Annotated in this window: 12 protein-coding genes and 7 pseudogenes; 10 read left to right on the plus strand and 9 right to left on the minus strand. The window is 71.4% G+C overall.

What is annotated here, in order from left to right; all coding sequences use genetic code 11:
• Window positions 1-43: 43 nt before the first annotated feature.
• Window positions 44-490: a hypothetical protein gene (locus AB0383_RS06265; protein WP_364174475.1), complete on the plus strand. Its 447-nt coding sequence runs from the start codon at window positions 44-46 to the stop codon at window positions 488-490.
• 42 nt (window positions 491-532) lie between these two features.
• Here the strand turns inward: AB0383_RS06265 and AB0383_RS06270 are convergent.
• A pseudogene (locus AB0383_RS06270) lies at window positions 533-1,282 on the minus strand (nitronate monooxygenase); the annotation flags it as partial.
• Window positions 1,283-1,359: 77 nt separating this feature from the next.
• Between AB0383_RS06270 and AB0383_RS06275 the strand changes: the two are divergent.
• From AB0383_RS06275 to AB0383_RS06285, 3 pseudogenes are all read left to right on the plus strand, one after another.
• A pseudogene (locus tag AB0383_RS06275) lies at window positions 1,360-1,743 on the plus strand (Zn-ribbon domain-containing OB-fold protein); the annotation flags it as partial.
• 9 nt (window positions 1,744-1,752) lie between these two features.
• Window positions 1,753-2,223: pseudogene (locus AB0383_RS06280) on the plus strand (lipid-transfer protein); the annotation flags it as partial.
• 98 nt (window positions 2,224-2,321) lie between these two features.
• Window positions 2,322-3,468, plus strand: a pseudogene (locus AB0383_RS06285) (thiolase domain-containing protein).
• On the opposite strand, the gene AB0383_RS06290 reads toward AB0383_RS06285, so the two are convergent.
• Genes AB0383_RS06290 through AB0383_RS06300 form a run of 3 tightly spaced genes read right to left on the minus strand, consistent with a single transcriptional unit; the run spans window position 3,463 to window position 6,570 of the window.
• Window positions 3,463-4,485 (minus strand): YhjD/YihY/BrkB family envelope integrity protein, encoded by a 1,023-nt coding sequence (locus AB0383_RS06290; protein ID WP_364174478.1) that lies wholly within the window; start codon window positions 4,483-4,485, stop codon window positions 3,463-3,465. The pseudogene AB0383_RS06285 and the gene AB0383_RS06290 overlap by 6 nt on opposite strands.
• Before the next feature lie 44 nt (window positions 4,486-4,529).
• Entirely contained in the window at window positions 4,530-5,306 is a 777-nt protein-coding gene (locus AB0383_RS06295) for a transglutaminase family protein (protein WP_364174481.1), read from the minus strand.
• Window positions 5,307-5,343: 37 nt separating this feature from the next.
• A complete protein-coding gene (locus AB0383_RS06300; RefSeq protein ID WP_364174484.1) occupies window positions 5,344-6,570 on the minus strand; it encodes a cytochrome P450 in 1,227 nt (408 codons plus the stop codon).
• Window positions 6,571-6,789: 219 nt separating this feature from the next.
• Here AB0383_RS06300 and AB0383_RS06305 point away from each other — a divergent pair.
• Together AB0383_RS06305 and AB0383_RS06310 are read left to right on the plus strand one after the other, a co-directional pair.
• A pseudogene (locus tag AB0383_RS06305) lies at window positions 6,790-8,012 on the plus strand (steroid 3-ketoacyl-CoA thiolase).
• Window positions 8,013-8,043: 31 nt separating this feature from the next.
• Window positions 8,044-8,406 carry a VOC family protein gene (locus AB0383_RS06310; RefSeq protein ID WP_364174487.1) on the plus strand — a complete coding sequence of 121 codons (363 nt, stop codon included), beginning with the start codon at window positions 8,044-8,046 and terminating at the stop codon, window positions 8,404-8,406.
• A gap of 6 nt (window positions 8,407-8,412) precedes the next feature.
• On the opposite strand, the gene AB0383_RS06315 is transcribed toward AB0383_RS06310, so the two are convergent.
• Both AB0383_RS06315 and AB0383_RS06320 read right to left on the minus strand, forming a co-directional pair.
• A complete protein-coding gene (locus AB0383_RS06315) occupies window positions 8,413-9,027 on the minus strand; it encodes a hypothetical protein (protein ID WP_366185598.1) in 615 nt (204 codons plus the stop codon).
• A gap of 371 nt (window positions 9,028-9,398) precedes the next feature.
• The gene (locus AB0383_RS06320) at window positions 9,399-9,869 is read right to left on the minus strand and encodes a pyridoxamine 5'-phosphate oxidase family protein (protein ID WP_364174493.1); all 471 of its coding nucleotides are present in this window, start codon (window positions 9,867-9,869) and stop codon (window positions 9,399-9,401) included.
• Between the two features lie 138 nt (window positions 9,870-10,007).
• On the opposite strand from AB0383_RS06320, the gene AB0383_RS06325 reads away from it, so the two are divergent.
• From AB0383_RS06325 to AB0383_RS06340, 4 genes and pseudogenes are all read left to right on the plus strand, one after another.
• Window positions 10,008-10,868 (plus strand): CoA-transferase, encoded by an 861-nt coding sequence (locus AB0383_RS06325; RefSeq protein ID WP_364174496.1) that lies wholly within the window; start codon window positions 10,008-10,010, stop codon window positions 10,866-10,868.
• A gap of 70 nt (window positions 10,869-10,938) precedes the next feature.
• Window positions 10,939-11,656: pseudogene (locus tag AB0383_RS06330) on the plus strand (CoA-transferase).
• Window positions 11,653-12,704 (plus strand): annotated as a pseudogene (locus tag AB0383_RS06335) (nitronate monooxygenase). Before AB0383_RS06330 ends, AB0383_RS06335 begins: the two co-directional pseudogenes overlap by 4 nt.
• A gap of 9 nt (window positions 12,705-12,713) precedes the next feature.
• A complete protein-coding gene (locus AB0383_RS06340; RefSeq protein ID WP_364174499.1) occupies window positions 12,714-13,514 on the plus strand; it encodes an alpha/beta hydrolase in 801 nt (266 codons plus the stop codon).
• A gap of 4 nt (window positions 13,515-13,518) precedes the next feature.
• Here AB0383_RS06340 and AB0383_RS06345 read toward each other — a convergent pair whose 3' ends face one another.
• The 3 genes from AB0383_RS06345 to AB0383_RS06355 all read right to left on the minus strand — a co-directional run bounded on the left by AB0383_RS06345 (window position 13,519) and on the right by AB0383_RS06355 (window position 16,156).
• Complete coding sequence (locus tag AB0383_RS06345) at window positions 13,519-13,953, minus strand: cytochrome P450 (RefSeq protein ID WP_366185601.1); 435 nt, start codon at window positions 13,951-13,953, stop codon at window positions 13,519-13,521.
• Between the two features lie 358 nt (window positions 13,954-14,311).
• Window positions 14,312-14,890: a VC0807 family protein gene (locus AB0383_RS06350; RefSeq protein WP_366185603.1), complete on the minus strand. Its 579-nt coding sequence runs from the start codon at window positions 14,888-14,890 to the stop codon at window positions 14,312-14,314.
• Between the two features lie 102 nt (window positions 14,891-14,992).
• Entirely contained in the window at window positions 14,993-16,156 is a 1,164-nt protein-coding gene (locus tag AB0383_RS06355; protein WP_364174510.1) for a low temperature requirement protein A, read from the minus strand.
• Window positions 16,157-16,186: the final 30 nt, after the last annotated feature.

Below are 16,186 nucleotides of genomic sequence, written 5' to 3' on the forward strand. Positions count from 1 at the left end.
GACGAACGGGTCGAGGGGCGACCCGGTCAGGGGAAGGATTTCGATGCGCAGGATTCTCACGCTCGCCAGTGCCGTGGCGCTCGTCGGTACCGCGGTCTTGGCGGCAGCACCGGCCGGACAGGCGGCCGGGCGGTACTCGATCGTCAGCACGTGCCCGGGCAGCATGGTCAGTGGCTTCCCGAAGACTTTGCACAACGCGGTCGACGAGACGCAGGGCACCGTCGAGCTCAGGTATTCCAGTGCCAACGGGGGCACGAACTGCGCGAAGGTCTACGACAACGCGTCAGGCAAGCACGCCATGAGTGTGACCATGACCGTCGACGGGATTGCCGGCTCGGGACAGGACTCGGGCACCTTCGAGACCTACGCGGGCGGCGTGCTGGTCACCGGCACCAACGGTCACTGCGCACACGTGAGCGGCACGCTGGTGATGGGCACGCACTCGATCGACCACTTCAGCTTCAGCTCCGGCCCGGTGGCCTGCGGCTGACGGGGGTGAGGTCCTTTCAGGACGGATCGTCCTGAAAGGACCTCACCGCGTCTTGTCCAGCCGATCGAGCGCCGCCTCGTAGCCATTCACCAGTTCCGCCATCACCTCGGCCACCGGGCGGACACGGTCCATCCGGCCGACGATCTGCCCGACCGGCATCGACACCACCGCCGGGTCGTCCGCGGCGTGGATGCGGTTGTGGGCGTGGGAGACCAGGAGGTTCTGCAGCGGCATCGGCAAGGGCTCGGGCGCGTCGGGAGCGGCCCAGGCGTCCGTCCAGCGCGTTTTGAGCAGGCGGGCGGGTTTGCCGGTGTAGATGCGGGTGCGGACGGTGTCGGCCGACGTGGCGTGGGCCAGCGCCGTCTGCATGGCGCCGGAGCCCGGCATGGTGCGGCGGTATTCCTCGGTGGCGAGCCAGAACGAGCCCATCCACACCCCCGACGCGCCGAGCGCCAGCGCGGCCGCGGCCTGCCGGCCGAAGCCGATGCCGCCGGCCGCGAGCACCGGGACCTGTGCGCCGACGGCGTTGGCGATCTCCGGCACCAGCACCATCGACGCGACCTCGCCGGTGTGCCCGCCGGCCTCGTACCCTTGCGCCACCACGAGATCCACGCCGCGTTCCACGTGCCGCGCCGCGTGCGCACCTTTGCCCGCCAACGCCGCCACGGGCACACCGGCGCCGTGCGCGCGCTCGATCACGTCTTCGGGCGGCGAGCCCAGCGCGTTGGCGATGAGGCTGATGCGGTGCTTGAGCGCGACGTCCACATGGGACCGCGCGACCGAATGTGACCACCTCGACGGGGGTGCCGTCTTCGCGTTTCGCCACTGGGGGCGGTGGTTCGGTCGGTTGTGTTTCGGGTGCTTCCGCGGGCAGGAAGTACGCGATGCCCGCGTGCGTGAAGGTCTACATCCCGCCGCGCGGCGCGTGCCCCACCGACGGCGTGCCGACCACCGATGAGGTCGAGCTGCCGGACACCGGCATCGTCACCACGTTCTGCATCGTCAACGTCCCCTTCCTCGGCCAGCGCATCAAACCGCCGTACGTCGCGGCCTACGTGCTGCTCGACGGCGCCGACATCGCCTTCCTGCACCTAGTGCTCGGCTGTGCCGCCGAGGACGTGCGGATGGGGATGCGCGTGCGCGCGGCGTGGCGCCCGCGTGAGGAGTGGTGGACGTCGCTGGAGAACATCAGCCACTTCGAACCGACCGGCGAGGCCGACGCGCCGTATGAATCCTTCGCCCACCACTTGTGAGGGGGACGCATGCCCGAAGTCGCCGTCGCCGGGTTCGCGCAGGCGCCAAACGTCCGCGAGACCGCCGGCACCACCAACGGCGTGGAGATGCTCGTGCCGATCCTGGCCGAGGTGTTCGCCGCGACCGGATTGTCCCCAGCGGACATCGGGTTCTAGTGCTCCGGCTCGTCGGACTACCTGGCCGGGCGCGCGTTCTCCTTCATCGCGGCCGTCGACGCCATCGGCGCCTTCCCGCCCATCCACGAGTCGCACGTGGAGATGGACGCCGCGTGGGCGTTGTACGAGGCCTGGCTGAAGATCCGCATGGGTGAGGTCGACACCGCGCTCGTCTACGGCTTCGGCAAGGCCAGCGCCGGGCAGCTGCGCCGGGTGCTCGCGCTGCAGCTCGACCCGTACGTGCTCGCTCCCCTCTGGCCCGATTCGCTCGCCATCGCCGGCCTGCAAGCGCACGTTGGTCTGGACGCCGGGCTGTGGTCCGAACCGCGGCGAGGCAGGCAAGGCACTCGCCCACGCGACGAGCGGCCCGGCCCTGCAACAGAACCTCCTCGCCGTGCTGGAGGCGCGATGACCAAGCAGCGGTGCTCGGCACCGGCCAGACGCACCACCGCGCGAAGCGCACCGACGTGTCCATGCCCGGCCTGCTGCGCGAAGCGATCGACCGCGCGATGGCCGACGCTCAGGTCGGCTGAGCCGACATCGAGGCCGTGGTGCTCGGCAAGGCCCCCGACCTGTTCGAAGGCGTGATGATGCCCGAACTGTTCCTGGCCGACGCGCTGGGCGCGACCGGAAAACCGTTGCTGGCGCGTGCACACCGCGGGTTCCGTCGGCGGCTCGACCGCGCTGGTCGCCGCGTCGCTGATCCAGGCCGGAGTGCACCGGCGCGTGCTGATGGTGGCATTCGAGAAGCAGTCGGAGTCCAACGCGATGTGGGGGCTCTCGATCCTGCCGCCGTTCCAGATGCCGGTGGGCGCCGGCGCGGGCGGGTACTTCGCGCCCCACGTGCGCTCCTACATCCGGCGTTCCGGCGCGCCCGCGTACGTCGGGGCGATCGTCGCCGCGAAGGATCGGCGCAACGGGGCGCTCAACCCGTACGCGCACTTGCGCCAGGCCGACATCACCGTGGACTCGGTGCAGGCGTCGCAGATGCTGTGGGGCCCGATTCGCTACGACGAGACCTGCCCCTCCCCCGACGGCGCTTGCGCCATGGTGCTCGGCGACGAAGCCGCGGGCGACGCCGTGCCGGGCGGGGCCGCGTGGATCCACGCCACGGCGATGCGCACGGAACCCACCACGTTCGTCGGCCGTGACCAGGTGAACCCGCGGGCCGGGCGCGATGCGGCGAAAGCGCTGTGGCACGAGGCCGGGATCACCGATCCACTGTCCGAAGTGGACGTCGCCGAGATCTACGTGCCGTTCTCCTGGTTCGAGCCGATGTGGCTGGAGAACCTGGGGTTCGTGCCGGAGGGCCAGGGCTGGAAAGTCACCGAGGCCGGCGACACGGCGCTCGGCGGCCGGCTGGCGGTGAACCCGTCGGGCGGGGTCCTGTCGTCGAACCCGATCGGCGCGTCGGGGATGCTGCGGTTGTCCGAGGCGGCCAAGCAGGTGATGGGCCGCGCGGGCGCCTACCAGGTCGACGGCGCGCGCGTGGCGCTCGGCCACGCGTACGGCGGCGGCTCCCAGTACTTCAGCATGTGGGTGGTGGGCTCGGTCAAGCCCGGCTCATGACCGGCGGCGGCCGCGCAGCGCGAACAAAGTGCCCAGCGCCCCGAGCACCGCGCCGAGCGCGAGGGGACCGGCCGTGTGCCGGCGCGGCGCGACGACCGGCCGCAGCTCCGTGGGCGACGGCGGCGGGACCGGTTTCCGCGGCGCGTCTCGAGCCGTGGCCGTCCAGGCCGTGATGTACACGAGCATGCGCGCGATCAGGGAGATGAAAAACAGGAGACCGATCACGGAGCCGAACGCGACGCCCGAGGGCGACGCGCTGATCAAGTTCAGGTAGATACCGCCCGCCTGCTTCAGCAGCTCGAACCCCAGCGCCGCCGCCACCGCGCCGCGCATCGCGCTGCGCCAGCCGACGCGCTCGCGCGGCAGCCGCGTGAGCACCCACAGGAACACCAGCCAATCGGCCAGCAGCGCGAGCGGCACCGACGCGGCCGAGAGCACGGAATGGCCCCAGCTGGTGTCGTCGACGCCGACGAGTTTCAGCAGGTAGCGGCCCATGGCCGTCCCCGACACCGTGATGCCGAACGACACCAGCAGCGCAGCCGCGAGCCCCAGCAGCGCGAGCACGTCCATGAGAATCGTGCGCAGCAGCGGTGCGTCGGAGCGGTTCTGGCCGTACATGGCGGTGAGCGCGTCACGAAGGGAGTTCATCCAGTTCCACCCGGAGTACAGCCCGACGACGAGACCCGCGACGCCGACGCTGGTGCGCTGCTCCACGAACCCCGTCAGCAGGTCCGAGGCTTTCTCCCCCAGCGCCCCGGGCAGCGTGCCGGAGATGGCGTGCAGCATCTGGTCGAGCAGGTGCGGCTGCGTGGCCAGCACGAACCCCGCGGCCGACGACGCCAGCATCAGGATCGGCACCAGCGAGAGCAGGCTGAAGTACGTGATCGAGGCGACGTAGTGGTAGCCCCCGTACTCGAGGTACCGGTTGGTGGCCAGCGCGAGGTGGTCGAGCCAGCGGTACCGGGCACGCGCGCGGGCCCACCGGCTCGGCCCAGGCAGTTGACGGTTCACGGTCACTGTCTACCCAGCCGCGGCCGGGTTTGTCGCACCGGACACACCTTTCACGCCAGGACCACGGGTTTGTCGTGATCGTCGGGCGGCGGCGCGGTGTCGGTGGTCGCGAACACGGTGGCGCCGAGGAAGTCGAGCTCGCAGCCGAGCGGCGTGAGGAATCCGGTGTCGGCGGCGTCGCGACCGGTGGCGATGCGGAGCATCACGGGGCGCGGGGCGAGGCGGGTCGCGTCGAACACGAGCCAGCGCCCGCCGACGCCGGCCTCGAACACGGCGTGGAAGTCCATGGGTTTCAGGCCAGGGGCGTAGACGGTGGCGAAGCGGGCGGGGATGCCCACGGCCCGGCAGAGCGCGATGCAGGCGTGGGCGAAGTCGCGGCAGGCGCCTTCGCCGGCTTTCAGGGTGGTGGCGGCGTCGCGGCCTTGGGGGGTGGCGGGGACGTAGCTCAGCCGCTCGTGGACGTGGTCGGCGATGGCGCGGACGCGGGCGCGGTCGTCGCCGTGGTCGGGCTTCAGGGCGGCCATGCGGTCGGACGGGCAGAAGCGGCTCGGGCGGGTGTAGCGCGCGAGGTCGGCGAGCGTGACGGGCTCGGCGGTGGCGCGGCAGAGCGTGCGTTCGCCGTGGTAGGTCACGCGGTGCTCGCCGGCGGGGAGGTCGTACACCTCGGCGCGCGTGCCGTGGTCGAGCTCAGCGGCGCGAGGGGCGCCGGCGGCGGAGACGGTGAGCTCGTCGGTGTCGGCGTGGACGGCGGCGACCGAGATCGCGGCGAGACCGGGCTTCGTCACCCGGACGCCGAACTCGACGTCGACCGTCACGCGTTGCGCCACCTGGCCATCATGCCGGTTTCGGGCGGATCGGGCCTGGTCAGGCGTAGCGGACCGGGTAGTGCTTGATGCCGTTGAGCCAGCCGGAGCGCAGGCGCTGCGGGGGCGCGACCTCGGCGATGCCGGGCATGACGTCGGCGATCGCGGAGAAGATGAGGTCGATCTCGAGGCGGGCGAGGTTGGCGCCGAGGCAGTAGTGCGAGCCGGTGCCGCCGAAGCCGACGTGGGGGTTGTCCGCCCGGAAAACGTCGAAGCGCTCGGGCTCGTCGAACGCGTCGGGGTCGAAGTTGGCGGAGCTGTAGAACATGCCGACGCGGTCGCCGCGGCGGATGTGCGCGCCGCCGAGCTCGGTGTCGCGCGTGGCGGTGCGCTGGAACGCGACCACGGGCGTGGCCCAGCGGACGATCTCGTCGGGCGCGGTCTTGGGCTTTTCCTCGCGGTAGCGCGCCCACTGGCCGGGGTGGTCGAGGAAGGCCTTCATGCCGTGGGTGATGGCGTTGCGTGTGGTCTCGTTGCCCGCGACGGCCAGCAGGATCACGAAGAAGCCGAACTCGTCGGAGCCGAGTGCTTCGCCGTCGACGTCGGCCTGCACGAGCTTGGTGACGATGTCGTCGACCGGGCAGCGGCGGCGTTCCTCGGCCATGTTCCAGGCGTAGCCGACGAGCTCGGCGCTCGCGGTGAGGGGTTCGAGCTCGTACTCGGGGTCGTCGTAGGCCACCATCTGGTTGGACCAGTCGAAGATCTTCATGCGGTCCTCCTGCGGCACACCGATGAGCTCGGCGATGGCCTGCAGGGGCAGCTCGCACGCGACGTCGGTGACGAAGTCGCCTTCGCCCTTGCTGCGCGCTTCGGCGACGATGCGCTCGGCGCGTTCGCGCAGGGTGTCCTCGAGCTTGGCGATCGACTTCGGAGTGAAGCCCTTCGAGACGACGCGACGCAGCTTCGTGTGCTGCGGGGCGTCCATGTTGAGCAGCACGAGGCGGTTAGCGTCGAGGTTCTCCGACGTCATCTGGTCGTCGAACCGGATGATCGCGGTCTTCTCCCACGACGAGTACAGCTGGCTGTCGCGCGAGACCTCCTTGACGTCGGCGTGGCGCGTGACGACCCAGTAGCCGTCGTCGCCGAAGCCGGCGGTGTTGCGGCGCTGCGGGTTCCACCACACCGGCGCCGTGCGCCGGAGCTCGGCGAACTCCTCCAGCGGCAGGCGGTTCGCGTAGAGGTCCGGGTCCGTGAAGTCGAAACCGGCGGGCAAAAGCGGAGCGGCCACGGCTGCCTCCTGCACCGGGATCGGCGATGATTCGCGCACTGCAACACGTTCTATGGCTCATTGGAGCATACGGTGTTAACTTACGGAACCCCGTTTGGTGATACCCGTTTACTTTACCGATTCTGCGCTGGTGAGCGAGCGCTCAGTTGGTGAAGATCGAGATCGTCCGGCAGCTGGGAGTTCTTGTGCTTAACTGTAACATGTTCTAATTCCGGATGGGTGAACACTGTTAGTTCTTCCGGCGAGCCCGTGATCGTGGCGGCGGTGCGCACGCCGATCGGCAAACGCGGCGGCCGGCTCTCGGGCCCGCACGCGGCCGAGCTGCTGGGCGCGGCGGACCTCGCGGTGCTCGACCGCAGCGGCATCGACCCCGCCCTGGTCGAGCCGGTCATCGGCGGCGCCGTGACCCAGGCCGGCGAACAGGCCGGCAACATCACCCGCACGGCTTGGCTCCACGCCGGCCTGCCGCCCACCACCGGCGCCACCACCATCGACGCGCAGTGCGGCTCGGCTCAGCAAGCCACGCACTTGATCGCGGGGCTGATCGCGGCGGGTGCCATTTCGGTCGGGGTGGCGTGTGGGGTGGAGTCGATGAGCCGGGTGCCGTTGGGGGCGAACCGGTGGGTGGGGCGGCCGGGTCAGGTGGGCCGGTGGGGTCGGCTGGGCCCGCCCGCTCCGGCGTCTCCACCGGATCGCCGCGGCCGGAGTCGTGGTCGATCGCCATGCCGGACCAGTACCGCGCGGCCGAACGCATCGCGGTGCGGCGCGGCCTCACGCGCGCGGACGTCGATGAGTTCGGTGCTTCTTCGCAGCAGAAGGCCGCAGCCGCGTGGGCGGCCGGTCGGTTCGACCGCGAGATCGTCCCGGTGAAGGCCCCCGACCCCGTATTCGGGGAACCCCGCCTGATCACCCGGGACCAGGGCCGTCGAGAGACCACTGTGGACGGTCTGGCCGCGTTGAAACCCGTGCTGCCCGACGGCCTCCACACCGCCGGCACGTCCTCCCAGATCTCCGACGGCGCCGCCGCGCTCCTGCTCATGGACGCCACGCTGGCGCGCTCCCTCGGCCTGCGCCCCCGCGCGCGCATCCTGGCCCAAGCCCTGGTCGGCGCCAAACCGTACTACCACCTCGACGGCCCGATCCAGGCCACCGACCGCGTGCTGGCCCGGGCCGGCATGACCATCGACGACCCGGACCTGTTCGAAGTCAACGAAGCGTTCGCCTCTGTCGTCCTCTCCTGGCAGCGCACGCACTCCCCCGACCCCACGCACGTGAACGTCAACGGCGGCGCCATCGCCCTCGGCCACCCCGTCGGCTGCACCGGCGCCCGCCTCCTCACCACGGCGCTGCACGAACTCGAACGCCGCGACACCGCAACCGCCCTCGTCACCATGTGCGCGGGCGGCGCCATGTCGACCGCGACGATCATCGAACGCTTCTGAGTCCGGCCGCGGATCGGCCTACGCTGGGGCGATGAAACTGACCGCGACCGTGCTCGGCGCGCCCGACCCGCGGGCGCTGGCGAAGTTCTACCAGGCGCTGCTGGGGTGGCCCCTCGGCGCGGACGAGCCGGACTGGGTCACGCTGCGGCCGCCCGAGGGCGGGCCCGGGCTGTCGTTCCAGCTGGAACGTGAGCTGGTGCCGCCGAGGTGGCCGCAGGAGCCCGGGTACCAGCAGATGATGCTTCACCTGGACATCGAAGTCGACGATCTGGCGCAGGCAGGCGCGAAAGCCGTCGCGGCCGGGGCGCGGCTCGCGCCGTTCCAGCCGCAGAAGCACGTCCGCGTGTACCTCGATCCGGCCGGGCACCCGTTCTGCCTGTGGGCCCGGGCCTGAACCGGCTCACGACAGCGGCACGGCGACGACCCCCGGCGGCCGCTGCCCCGGCTCACGCCGCCACACCGCGGCGAAGGCCTGGGCGAGCCGCTTCGGAACTTCCACCTGCGCGCCGCCTTCGTGGAAATCGACGGTCACCAACGTCGCCTCGACATCCCAGGGCACGCGGCGCAGCAGCTTCGCGTAGTCCGCGCTCGCGGACCCGAACCCGAGGACCCGGCGGGCACCGAGCCGGTGCACCTCGTACTGGATCGCGGCCCCGAGCGTGCCGGGCGGCCAGTCACGAAGGCGGAGTTTCCGGTCGTAGAACGCGATCTGCTCGTCCGCCCTCGCGACGCCGTAGCCACCGCTGAGGATGAGCAGCCGCCCGGACGCCGCGGCGTCAGGCAGCGCGTCGCCGACGTGCCGGTAGAAGTGGCCGTTGTAGCGCTGCCACGCCGGCAGCCGCGTCCGCTCGTCGACAGCGGAGCGGGGCAGGAGTTCCTCACGAGCCCGGAGCAGTTCCTCGGGCCAGTCGGCACGAGCCGCCGGGCGGGGACTGCCGCCGGTGACCTTGGCCTTCGACGGTCCGATGATCAGCAGGGTGCCGGGCTCGTCGACCAGGTCCTCCACCAGACGCATGCCCGCATTCAACCACCCGGCCCAGCGCCGTCACCGCACGCGTGCACCTGCGGGCAGGCCGAACCCGGCCTTACCCCAGGCCGCCGGCAGACGCTCCAACGCGCGCAGCCGAAACCCAGTCAGACTCGAGCACACGGCACCGCCCGTCCCGACCGACCGCCGCCCCGACCCTCACGCAACCCCGGCAACACTCAACCCAGCACCCTGCGCTCCCCCGGGCCGCTGTCCGGCCGCGCGAAACGCACACACGCGAGCAAGCCAACCCCGCACCACCCCACGTAACCCCAGGCCGCCGCAAGACACCCCAACACACGCAACCGAAACTCGATCAAACACCACCCGACCCGCGTCCTCTCGCAACCCCGCATCACTCATCCCAGCACCGTCCGCTCCACCGGGCCGTTGTCCGGACGTGCGAAACGCACCCAAGCACCCCCCGCGTGCCAAGACTCCACGAACAGCGTGTTGTCCGCGACCCACGTGTAGACCGCTTCGTGGATGTCCAGCTCGAAGAGGTGGCTGCCGGAGTCAGCGCGGTCGTCGGTGATTTCCCGGGCGACGCCGGCGAGTTTCGCGTCGCCTGGGCCGTTTTCCTCGATGCCGGGGAAGGCGTGGAGGGCGAAGCGGCCGTCGTGCTGGAGGTCGCGGGCTTTGCGGGCGTCGAGCATCGAGCCGACGTACAGGGAGCCGTCGTCGCGGAAGGAGACTTCGGAGCCGCTCACGCGAGGTGAGCCGTCGCGGCGCAGGGTGGCCAGGACGTGGGACTCGCCGCTGAGGAAGCGTTCGTGGATGCGCTCGGCCAGCGAGGGGGCGGCCGCCGCGAAGGTCTGCCAGGTGGTCATGCGAACGAGTCAAGCACGCGCCACCGACAAAACAAGCTCAAGCGCCGTACACCGGTTCAGGTGAAGGCGCGGAAGCCAGCAACGAAGCCACCACCGGTCCCAGCTCGGCCGGCTCCCCCTCGACGGAGAGGGAAAGCCTTGAGCGACAAGCGGATGACAGCCGACGAGGTCGTCGCCGAGCTGCGCGACGGCATGACGGTCGGCCTCGGCGGCTGGGGTTCGCGGCGCAAGCCGATGGCCCTCGTGCGGGCGATTCTGCGCTCCCCGCTGAAGGACCTCACCGTCGTGTCCTACGGCGGCCCGGACGTCGGTCTGCTCGCCGCCGCGGGCAAGATCCGCCGGCTGGTCTTCGGGTTCGTCACGCTCGACTCCGTCCCGTACGACCCGTGGTTCACCCGCGCCCGCGAAGCCGGCGCGTTCGAGGTCACGGAGTACGACGAGGGCGTGCTCGGCACCGGTCTTTCCGCCGCGGCCCAACGGCTTCCGTTCCTCCCGACCCGCGCCGGCCTCGGCTCCGACGTCGTGACGCTGAACCCCCACCTGCGCACGATCCACTCCCCCTACGCCGACGGCGAGGAGCTCCTGGCCGTCCCCGCGCTCAAGCTCGACGCGGCGCTCGTCCACCTCAACCGCGCCGACGCCCGCGGCAACGCCCAGTACCTCGGCCCCGACCCGTACTTCGACGAGCTGTTCGCCCTCGCCGCCGACCGTTGTTACGTCTCCGCCGAACGCGTTGTCCCCACTTCGGAGCTGCCCGCCACGCCCCTGCAGAGCCTGCTGCTCAACCGCGCGAGCGTGCACGGCGTCGTCGAAACCCCGCACGGCGCGCACTTCACCAGCGCCGTGCCCGACTACGGCCGCGACGAGAACTTCCAGCGCCACTACGCGAGCTCGGCCAAGGACCCGGACCGGTGGCCGAAGTTCGCCGACCGGTTCCTGTCCGGCGACGAAGCCCGGTACCAAAGCGAAGTCGCCCGGTTCGCCGAGGAGGCGGCATGAACCTACGATCGCGCCGGCCCGCTCGTGCCGCCGACCGGGTGCCGGTGTCCCGCAAGGCCCAGGAGGCGCCATGACCGAGGTGACGCGTGCCGAGTACGCCGTGATCGCGTGCGCGGAGCTGTTCCGCGGCAACGGCGAGATCCTGGTCAGCCCCATGGGTTTCCTGCCCTCACTGGGCGCGAGACTGGCGCGGCTGACGTTCGAGCCTGATCTGCTGCTCACCGACGGTGAGGCGTCCCTCGTGACGGCCGACGGCGTCGTCGAAGGCTGGCAGCCGTTCCGCAAGGTGCTCGACACCGTGGTGCCGCACGGAAAACGGCACGTCGTGATGGGTGCGAACCAGCTCGACCGCGAGGGCAACCAGAACATCTCCGCCATCGGCCCGCATGCGAAGCCCGAAGCAGCTTCTCGGCGTACGCGGCGGGCCCGGCAACACCGTGAACCACCGCACGAGCTACTGGGTGCCACGCCACAGCCGGCGGGTGTTCGTCGACCGCGTGGACGTGGTGTCGGGCGTCGGCTACTCGCGGGCGGACGCCCTGCCGTACCACGACGTGTACCACGTGGTGACCAATCTGGGCGTGCTCGACTTCGGCGGCGCGAACCACTCGCCGCGGCTGCTTTCCGTGCACCCTGGAGTCTCCGTCGAGGACGCCACCGCGGCGACGTCGTTCCCGCTCGACACCTCCGGCACCGGACAGACCCGCGCACCCGGCAACGACGAACTACGGTTGATACGAGAAACCCTGGACCCGAAATCGCTGCGCGACAAGGAAGTTCCGTCGTGAGAACCGCGCTGACCGACCTCGTCGGCGTCCGCCACCCCGTCGTCCAGACCGGCATGGGCTGGGTCGCGGGCCCCCGGCTCGTCTCCGCGACCGCCGAAGCAGGCGGTCTCGGCATCCTCGCCTCGGCCACCATGACCTACGACGAGCTGGCCGCCGCGATCAAGGAAATCCGCTCCCGCACCGAAAACCCCTTCGGCGTCAACCTCCGCGCCGACGCCGAAGACGCCGCCCGGCGCGTCGATCTGATGATCACCGAAGGCGTGAAAGTCGCGTCCTTCGCGCTGGCTCCGAGGCGGGAGCTGGTCACCAAGCTCAAGGACCACGGCGTGGTCGTCCTGCCGTCGGTCGGCGCGGTCCGGCATGCGGAGAAGGTTGCGGCCTGGGGCGCCGACGGCGTCGTCGTGCAGGGCGGCGAAGGCGGCGGGCACACCGGTGGCGTCGCCACGACGCTGCTGCTGCCCGCCGTGCTCGACGCCGTCGACATCCCGGTGGTCGCAGCGGGCGGCTTCTTCGACGGCCGAGGCCTGGCGGCCGCGCTCGCGTACGGTGCGGCCGGGATCGCGATGGCACCCGGTTCCTGCTCACGCGCGAAAGCACGGTGCCCGACGCGGTGAAGCAGCTGTACCTGGACCACGACCTCACCGGCACGGTCGTCACGCGCAAGGTCGACGGCGTCGGGCACCGCGTCCTGCGCACCGGACTCGTCGACGCGCTGGAGAAGTCCGGCCCGCTCGCCGGGTTCGCGCGCGCGGCCGGGAACGCCGCCCGGTTCCGCCGGCTCAGCGGGCTTTCGTGGGCCGCGCTCGCGCGCGAGGGCCTGCGGCTGCGCACAAGCGGGCGAACACGGGCGCAAGTGCTGATGGCCGCCAACACGCCGATGCTGCTGCGCGCGGGCCTCTTCGACGGCGACCCGGCGGCCGGTGTGCTGGCGTCCGGGCAGGTCGTCGGGCTGCTGCGTGACCTGCCGCCGGTGGCGGACCTGATCGAGGGAATCGTGGCCGACGCGGAGGCGATCCTGCGCCGCCTCGGCGACGGCCGTTGTGCTTGACTTCAAGGCATGATCTCGGAAAGCCGCTGCCCGGTCGCGGAGGGCGAGCTCGCCGTCAGCACCGGTGGCGAGGGCCCGATGCTGCTGCTCATCCCCGGGGGCACCGGCGGCGCGGACTCGCTGCGCGCGCTCGTCAAGCAACTGCAGACGGACCACACCGTGGTCACCTACGACCGGCGCGGCCACTTCGCCAGTGCGGACACCACGTCGGGTCCGGTGCCGGTTTCTCTGCATTCGGACGACGCACTCGCCGTGCTCGACCACGTCGGCGCCGGCCCGATCCCCGTGTTCGGCACCAGCGCCGGCGCGCAGATCGGCCTCGACCTCGTGGCGCGCCACCCCGAGCGGGTGTCCGTGCTCGTCGCGCACGAACCGCCTGCCGTGCAGCTGATGCCCGACGCCACGGGCTGGCTCGAGGCCGCGAACGACCAGATCCGGCTGGCCCGTTCGGGTGATCTGATGGGCGCCGTCACGCGCTTCGCCGACGGCATCGCGGGCGCGGCGCTGCCCGATCTGCCCAACCTGCGCCTGCCGCACGAGGCCGACTGGCTGCGCCTGTTCGACCGCGAGCTCGCCGAGTTCTTCGACTACCTACCGGACCTGCGCGCGTTGCGCCGCGCGAGCACCGAGATCGTGCCCGTCGCCGGCGAGGCCAGCCGCGGCCGTTACCACTACCAGCCGGCGAAGATCCTGGCGCTCGAGCTGGGCCTGCCGTTCGTCGAGGTCCCCGGCGCGCACCTGGCGCCGCAACGCAACGCGCCGAAGTTCTCGGCCGCGCTGCGCGAGCTGCTCGCGTCGGCGCAGGCCTGACCGCTCACCACGTCAGGGGCAGCTCGGCGAACGCCGCGTGCTCGGCATCGGCGCGCAGCCCCGGTTCTTCGGCCGGCACGGCGAAGTGCCCGTCCGGCACCAGCCGCGGCAGGGCCGTGAAGACCGCCTGCAGGTCCAGCCGGGCCGGTGGTGCGCCGAGGCAGTCGTACGGGCCGTCGCCGAACGCGAGGTGGCCGGTGGCGTCCCGGTGGACGCCGAACTCGCGGGCGTCCGGGAACGCCGCCTCGTCGAGGTTCGCCGCCACCGCGCTCAGCAGGACGAGGTCGCCGGGTTCGACGCGGTGCTCGCCGATCGCGAAGCCGGCCTTGGCTCGACGAGGCGAGGAGCACGACGCCCTTGTCGATCGCGGCCGTGGTGGTGGCGTGTCCCGCGTAGAGCAGCAGTGCCGCGTACCGGGCGGCTTCGGCGGGCGGGACATCGCGGACGAGCTCGGACAGCAGATCGTCCGCGGGGTGGTCGAGCTTGCCGCGAGCGACGTCGGGCCAGGTCTTCACCGGGCGGCGCGCCGAACAGGCGCCGGATCACCAGCTCCGGGAACGGAGCCGAGAAAGCCGCGTGGAAATCGGCAGGCGGGCCGGGCAGCTCCGCGAGAAGCCGCTCCGCCAGCGCCTCGACATCGTCGCGCAGCGTGGCCAGCCGCCGGGCGGCGAAGGCGCCGCTGAGCAGGCGGCGCATCCACCGGTGCTCGGCCGGGTCGCTGGCCGGCAGCGGCTCGAGCCGTGGGTCGGCGAAGAGCCGCTAGACCTCCGCGCACCCCAACACGACCCACGGCTCACTCACGCCGCACGCAGCCGGTTGCGGTAGACGAACATCGCCAGCAGCCCAGCGCCGATCACGGCATAGCCCACGGGCTTGCCCTCGGCCAGGAACGTCGCGGTCGGCAGGGCGATCGCCAGCACCAGCAGCACCGCCGCGTGCACGGTGAGCATCCCGCCGATCATCGCCGTCATCACGGTGATCCCCCTGCGCTGGGCCGGCTCCGGCGCGGGACGGCCTGTGAACCGGTGGACCAACAGCAGCAAGGGCTTCCCGATCACCGCCGAACCGATCAGCACGAGCCCCACCGGCCCGGTGAGCACCGCCTCCTGCAGTTTCAGCACGAGCTCGTTGCCGCCGGTGAGCCCCAGGACCACGAGCATCACCACGAACCCCGCGATCGCCACCACCCCGACCGGGTCCAGCCGTCGGCGGACGGCGAACTCGCCCACCGTGACGAGCAGCGGGATGGCCGCGGAGATCGCGAGCGCCACCACTTCGCTCCCCACGACGGGCTTCAGCAGCAGGTACACCACCAGCGGCAGCGCGACGTTCAGCACGAGGCTCGGCAGCAGCCGGCGCAGCAGTTCGGGTTTCATCAGCAGGTCCTCCCCATCGGTGATTCGGACCTGCTCAGCGTGGCTTCCGGCGCCCCTCACCGCGTCGGCGCCAGGGTGGGAAATCCTTGTCCACCCACGGGTCTACGCGGGCGCCCGCTCCGCCGATCGACGCCGCAGCAGCCCCGCTCCCGCCGCCACGACCAGGAGCCACAGGAACACCGCCGGGGCCAGCGTCTGACCCGCCAGCCCCAACGTCAACGGGATCGCCAGGCCCGGGATCGCCGTCACCACGGCCCACTGGACCCCGCGGCCCGCCGCCAGCCCGGCGAGGGAGCCGATCACCGCGAACGCCGCGATGCTGCCGCACAGGAGCCAGCGCGTGGACGGTTCGAGATGGCCTTCGGAAACCGACTCGACGGCGTCGCCCAGCGCGCCGGCGAACGCGGCCAGCAAGCTGGCCACCAGGCAGTGCAGGGGCAGCAGCAGGCGCGGCCCGAGGGCGTCGGCGGCCAGGTACGGGATGCCACCGAAGCCCTGGTTGAGCGAGGTGCCCCAGAGGGTCGCGAGCAGGGCCAGCGCGGCGATCACCGTCAGGAACACGCGGGAGTGGTTCCACTCGGGGATGGCGGCCATCGCATCGGTGACGTTGAGAACGCCTTCGCCGAGCACGATGATCGTGAACAGGCCCAGCCGTTCGCCGAAGTGGACGGTGTCGAGGCGGGCGAGTGTCGGGCGCGGGCGGGCGCCGTCGTGGTGTGCGAGCTTCGCGGTGATGTTCGCGACCAGCCGGTCACCGGACACCGCGAACGTGATGACGAGGTCGAGCGCCAGCCCCAGCGCCCACAGCCCGTAGCGCCACGGCGAGTCCACCCAGAGCGACACCACCCACGGCACCACGCCGAACCCCAGCTGCGCCACCGGCCAGTCGACGATCACGCGCACGCCGCGGCGGCTCTCCCACACGCGGTCGGCCAAGGCGCGCACCGCGATGTAGGCGATGGCGAACACCTTCGCGTGCTCGCCGTGGATGTCCTCCACCGACGCGGCCATGAACGCGAGCCCGGCCATCGCCAGCAGCACGGGCATCGTGCGGGCCGCGCCTTTCGCGACGTTGCCGTAGACGGTGAAGCACATCCACGCCGTCCAGAAAGCCAGGAAGCACACCACGTACAGTCCGACGTCGCCCCAGGACGTGCTGCCGTGCACCAGGTGCGCCAGCTGCGCGACCCCGGCCACGGCCACCAGGTCGAAGAACAGCTCGAGCCAGGAGGCGTGCCGTTCCTCGCTTTTCTCGATCGTGGTCATGGCCGACAGTATGGTCGCGCGATCTACACC

It is taken from the genome of Amycolatopsis sp. NPDC051373 (assembly GCF_040689465.1).
In the GTDB taxonomy this organism is placed as follows: domain Bacteria; phylum Actinomycetota; class Actinomycetes; order Mycobacteriales; family Pseudonocardiaceae; genus Amycolatopsis.